Below are 4,852 nucleotides of genomic sequence, written 5' to 3'. Positions count from 1 at the left end.
GGTGGGGGTTTATCGGCTGCTGCCGGGCGAGCGCGCCGCAGAGTTCGGGCGTTTTTATTGCGATGGCGAATATGATCTTGCGCTGCTGCGCGCCACCGGCCGGCGGTTGGTCGAGGTGGGGCGGTCTTGCGTGCATGCCGATTATCGCGGATCGGCGGCGCTTTACATGCTTTGGAACGGGTTGGCCGAATATGTGTTGGCCAATGGCATCGAAGTGATGTTCGGCGTGGCAAGTTTTCATGGGACCGATGCCGAAGCGCTGGCAGAGCCGCTGTCTTGGCTGCATCATCACCACCTTGCCCCCCCCGCGCTGCGCGCCCGCGCCTTGCCTGCGCATTTTCAGCGGATGGACCTTTTGCCTGCCGAAGCGTTGACGCGGGGCCGCGCGATGGCGCAGATGCCATCGCTGATCAAGGCCTATCTGCGGGCGGGGGGCTTTGTCGGCGAAGGCGCCTTTATCGACATCGATTTCAACACGACCGATGTGCTTTTGATGATGGATACCGCCGCAATGAACCAGCGTCACCACAGCTTTTACTCGCGCCGCAGAGAGGCGCGGGTATGACCACTTGGCGCGATGCGCCGCCGCGGATCGCACCGATTGGGGTGTTGGCGCGCACCTTCGGGATTGTGCGGGGCGCAGTTCTGGCGACGGTGGTGTTCGGCGGGTTGGCGCTGCTGTTGCTGCTGCGCCTGATCGAGTGGCCGCTTTTTCGTATGCAGCGGCCATTGACCCCTTGGATCACCGAAGCTGTCTGCCGCGCTGCGCTGTTCATTCTTGGTATTCGCTACCGCGTGCGCGGCCGACCGCTGGGCCGCAAGGGGGCGGTGGTGGCCAACCATTCCTCTTGGCTCGACATTTTCGCGCTCAATGCGTGCCAGCGGGTATATTTTGTCGCCAAGGCCGAGGTTGCGGGCTGGCCCGGCATCGGCTGGTTGGCGCGCGCGACTGGCACCGTATTCATCCGCCGCGATCCGCGAGAGGCGGGCAAGCAGAAGGCATTGTTCGAGCAGCGGCTGAAGGCGGGGCATCATCTGCTGTTCTTCCCCGAGGGCACATCGACCGATGGGCGGCGGGTTTTGCCTTTCAAGTCAACGCTTTTCAGCGCGTTCTTCAATAAGGAACTGGGCCGCGAGATGCGGGTGCAGCCGGTTAGCGTGATTTATCACGCACCCTCCGGTGAAGACCCGCGCTTTTACGGCTGGTGGGGTGACATGACGCTTGGGCCGCATCTGATGGCGGTGCTGTCCCGCTGGCGGCAGGGCGCAGTCGAGGTGGTGTTTCACCCCCCTGTTCGGGTGGACGATTTTGCAAGCCGCAAGGCGCTGGCTTTGCATTGTGAGCAAGAGATCAGAGGCGCATTGCCTTTTGACTGAGCGCGCGTGCCGCGCGCCGCCTGCGGCGGGCGGATATTTGGCCTGAAGCAGATCAGCGCGCGCGCAGGCTAGCCAAGACATAGAGGCGAATGGCCGAGGCAAGGCCGGTATCCGCGCCGCGCGCAGCATCAATTTCGGCGGCCAGAGCGTTGATTCCCTTGCCGGATTTTTCTGCAATTTCGCGGAAGGCGGCCCAGAACTCGGGTTCGAGCGAGACGCTGGTGCGGTGCCCGGCGAGCGTTAGGGAATGTTTTTGCGGGCGGCTCATGGCTCGCGCCGATGTGCATCGAGCGCCGCGCGGGCGCGGGCGGCCTCGGCCGCCTCGCGGAGTTTTTCGGCTTTGGTTCGGCCAAAACGTGCCGCGTTTTCCGTGCCTTGCGCGGCGTTCTTTGCGCGCGCAAGGCGTTTTTTCGCGGTCTTGAGTTTGACCACCTCAGCCATTGTCAGTCCTCGGGGCCGACCATTTGTTCGGGCCGCACGATGCGGTCGAAGGTTTCGCCATCGACATAGCCTAGGGCAATCGCCTCTTCGCGCAGGGTGGTGCCGTTCTTGTGCGCGGTCTTGGCGACCTTGGTGGCGGCGTCATAACCGATGGTGGGGGCCAATGCGGTGACCAGCATCAGTGATTCTTTCATCAGCTTGTCGATCCGCGCGATATTGGCCTTGGTGCCCACCACCATGTTGTCGGTAAAGCTGGCCGCGGCGTCGCCGAGAAGCTGCATGGATTGCAGCACGTTATAGGCCATCATGGGGTTATAGACGTTGAGTTCGAAATGGCCTTGGCTGCCGGCAAAGCCTACGGCTGCGTCATTGCCCATGACATGGGCGCAGACCATCGTCAGCGCCTCGGCCTGCGTTGGGTTGACCTTGCCGGGCATGATGCTGCTGCCCGGTTCGTTCTCGGGCAGGATCAGCTCTCCCAGTCCAGAGCGTGGGCCAGAGCCGAGAAGGCGCAGGTCGTTGGCGATTTTGAACAGGCTGGCGGCTACGGTTTTGAGCGCGCCTGAGAACATCACCATCGCGTCATGCGCCGCGAGCGCTTCGAACTTGTTCGGCGCGGTCACGAAGGGCAGTTCCGTGATTTCCGCGATTTTCGCGGCGATTGCGACATCCCAGCCCTTTTTGGTGTTGAGCCCGGTGCCGACGGCGGTGCCGCCCTGCGCAAGTTCGTAGATCTCGGGCAGGATCTTGTTGATCCGCATGATGCCTTGCGCCACCTGCTGGGTGTAGCCCGAAAACTCCTGCCCAAGTGTCAGGGGCGTGGCATCCTGGGTGTGGGTGCGGCCGATCTTGATGATGTCCTTGAACTCGACCGATTTGGCCGCCAGTGCTGCGCGCAGCTTTTCCAGCCCCGGCAGCAGCACATCGCGCGCCATCATGCCGATTGCCACGTGCATCGCAGTGGGGAAGGTGTCGTTGGAGCTTTGGCCCATATTGACATGATCGTTCGGGTGGACGGGTTTTTTAGAGCCCATCTTGCCGCCCAGCATCTCGATGGCGCGGTTAGAGATCACCTCGTTGGCGTTCATGTTCGATTGCGTGCCCGAACCGGTTTGCCAGACCACCAGCGGGAAATTGTCGTCGAACTTGCCCGCGATCACCTCCGAGGCGGCAGCAGCGATGGCTTGGCCCAGTTTCGCATCAATCGCGCCGGTGGCCATGTTCACTTCGGCGGCGGCCTTTTTGATGACCCCCAGCGCGCGCACGATGGCGATGGGTTGGCGTTCCCACCCGATCGGGAAGTTGATGATGGAGCGTTGCGTCTGCGCGCCCCAGTATTTGTCGGCCGGCACGTCAAGCGGGCCAAAGCTGTCGGTTTCGGTGCGGGTATTGGTCATGGCGGATGTCCCGTTTCTATCGATCGGGGCAAGTGCTATGCGATTTTTCGGCCGGGAACAAACACCGATTCAGCGCGAGGCCGCAGGAATCGTGCGCCGGTGTGGGTGCTGGCGCTAACAGGTGGCGTCAGCGCCTGTGTGCTGCCGCATGGGGCCTATTTGCGCCATGTGTCAAGCGAGACGACCTCGGCCTCGACACGGGGTTCTTCAACCTCGAGATCGGCTTCGGTCAGTTCATCGTCGTCTTCGTCGCTGGCTTGGGTTTCGAAGCGCAGGCCAAACTCGACCGAGGGATCGACGAAGGTGCGCACCGCATCGAAGGGGATGTAAAGCGGCTCGGGCGCGTCGCCAAAGTTGAGCGTGATTGCAAAACCTTCGGGGTCAACCGTCAGATCGGCGAACCAATGCTGAATCACTACGGTCATTTCTTCCGGGTAGCGCGCGTGCAGCCAGTCGGCCAGCTTTGCGTCGGGATGGCGCGTGTCGAAGGTGATGAAGAAATGATGCTCGCCCGGCAGCCCGTCGGCCGCAACATCCTCCAGCACCTGCTGGATCAGGCCACGCATGGCACGATGCATCAGGTTTCCGTAATCGATCGATCGCGACATGTTTCACCTTCTGCCCTGCGAATCCACCATAGGGGGGCGCGGCGGTGAAATAAAGCGGGCCGTTGCAATGTTCAACCATCGGCGGCGCAGATGCGCCAACCGCACAGTTCGCTAGTGTGCAAATACTCCAAAACGTCGGTTTCACATTCCTGCCCCCCGATCGTCAGGCACAGGCGGAAGGTGCCAACCTTCTGCGCAGCTTACAGCGCCGCGATGGCAAATTGGCAGTCGCAAAGCCGATTACACGGTCACGGTCGTCGCAGGGTGGGGAAGTGCAGGCTTCTGTTGCCAGGTGCCTGCGGACCCCGCCTTAAGCTGCTAAGCCTAAGGACTTAGTTTCGGCGACCCGAACTGCTTACGCAGCAAGAGCCATTGCCGGAGCACGGTTGTCATTGGCAACTGTACTTTTGCACCGATAACGGTGGTAGCTCACCGAGACAAAGCATAACCCCTTTAGACGTTCGTCGATCCTATTTCGGCCCCCTCCGCCCCCAATGAGGGAGTATTTGGTGGAGCCGCCGGGTACCGCCCCCGGGTCCGATCCGCGTATTACGAGCGCGTTTATGTCCATAGTCCGGGTTGCCCCGCACAAGACCAATATAGGGGGTGGGCGACTGCGCCGCAAGCGCGGGCTCTACTTTGGATTTTCTTTCGCAAATAGGTTTGGCGGGGGTAGCATGGCAGCAGAACGACGCGGTTGGTCTTTAGAGGGAGCGTTGATATGCCTAAAGGTATCATGACTGTGGCACGACGGCATCTGGCGCCAGTTTTCGGGGCGTTGGTGTTTGGCATAGGGTCTTTCGCTTGGGCCAGCACTGCGGGGGCACAGGCCTTGCCGGAATGCAGCTCCAGCTACCCGTCAGGGCAAGCTGAGTACAATTGCTTCTGCCCCGCAGGGCGGGGCGACGAGTCAATCTGGGGCACCGGTATCTATACCTCTGACAGCGACATTTGCACCGCGGCCAAACATGCAGGTTTTCTTGGCAAGGGGGGCGGCGACATTCGGGTGGTGATGCAGCCGGGGCAGGG

General features: G+C 61.7%; 7 protein-coding genes and 1 other RNA gene. 3 read left to right on the top strand and 5 right to left on the bottom strand.

Annotated elements, in window-relative coordinates; genetic code table 11:
* Window positions 1-565 (top strand): GNAT family N-acetyltransferase (locus ABY403_RS13370; protein ID WP_372841326.1); only part of this gene is annotated, 565 nt, incomplete at its 5' end.
* Entirely contained in the window at window positions 562-1,377 is an 816-nt protein-coding gene (locus ABY403_RS13365; RefSeq protein ID WP_372841325.1) for a lysophospholipid acyltransferase family protein, read from the top strand. The genes ABY403_RS13370 and ABY403_RS13365, both read left to right, overlap by 4 nt.
* A 52-nt stretch (window positions 1,378-1,429) precedes the next feature.
* Here the strand turns inward: ABY403_RS13365 and ABY403_RS13360 are convergent, their stop codons facing one another.
* The 5 genes from ABY403_RS13360 to ssrA form a co-directional block, all read right to left on the bottom strand.
* Entirely contained in the window at window positions 1,430-1,645 is a 216-nt protein-coding gene (locus ABY403_RS13360; RefSeq protein WP_372841323.1) for a ribbon-helix-helix domain-containing protein, read from the bottom strand.
* Complete coding sequence (locus ABY403_RS13355; protein WP_372841322.1) at window positions 1,642-1,818, bottom strand: DUF4169 family protein; 177 nt, start codon at window positions 1,816-1,818, stop codon at window positions 1,642-1,644. The genes ABY403_RS13360 and ABY403_RS13355 overlap by 4 nt, the downstream gene beginning before the upstream one ends.
* A gap of 2 nt (window positions 1,819-1,820) precedes the next feature.
* On the bottom strand, window positions 1,821-3,215 hold the full coding sequence (fumC, locus tag ABY403_RS13350; RefSeq protein ID WP_372841321.1) for a class II fumarate hydratase: 1,395 nt from the start codon (window positions 3,213-3,215) through the stop codon (window positions 1,821-1,823).
* A gap of 155 nt (window positions 3,216-3,370) precedes the next feature.
* Window positions 3,371-3,823, bottom strand: coding sequence for an SspB family protein (locus ABY403_RS13345; protein ID WP_372841320.1), 453 nt, complete (start codon window positions 3,821-3,823; stop codon window positions 3,371-3,373).
* A 271-nt stretch (window positions 3,824-4,094) separates the two neighbouring features.
* Window positions 4,095-4,452, bottom strand: a transfer-messenger RNA (tmRNA) gene (gene ssrA / locus ABY403_RS13340).
* Window positions 4,453-4,544: 92 nt separating this feature from the next.
* On the opposite strand from ssrA, the gene ABY403_RS13335 reads away from it, so the two are divergent.
* On the top strand, window positions 4,545-4,852 hold a 308-nt coding region (locus ABY403_RS13335), incomplete at its 3' end, for an LCCL domain-containing protein (RefSeq protein WP_372841319.1).

Source organism: Phaeovulum sp. (assembly GCF_041596715.1).
Taxonomy (GTDB): domain Bacteria; phylum Pseudomonadota; class Alphaproteobacteria; order Rhodobacterales; family Rhodobacteraceae; genus UBA6213.
Note: the sequence above shows the minus strand (reverse complement) of the source record. Positions and strands in the feature narration are given on the sequence as shown.

Bases quoted from the DNA above. Each gene is read 5' to 3' on its own strand.
- ABY403_RS13365 (WP_372841325.1), top strand. From the start codon at position 562: ATGACCACTTGGCGCGATGCGCCGCCGCGGATCGCACCGATTGGGGTG.
- ABY403_RS13360 (WP_372841323.1), bottom strand. From the start codon at position 1,645: ATGAGCCGCCCGCAAAAACATTCCCTAACGCTCGCCGGGCACCGCACC.
- ABY403_RS13355 (WP_372841322.1), bottom strand. From the start codon at position 1,818: ATGGCTGAGGTGGTCAAACTCAAGACCGCGAAAAAACGCCTTGCGCGC.
- fumC (WP_372841321.1), bottom strand. From the start codon at position 3,215: ATGACCAATACCCGCACCGAAACCGACAGCTTTGGCCCGCTTGACGTG.
- ABY403_RS13345 (WP_372841320.1), bottom strand. From the start codon at position 3,823: ATGTCGCGATCGATCGATTACGGAAACCTGATGCATCGTGCCATGCGT.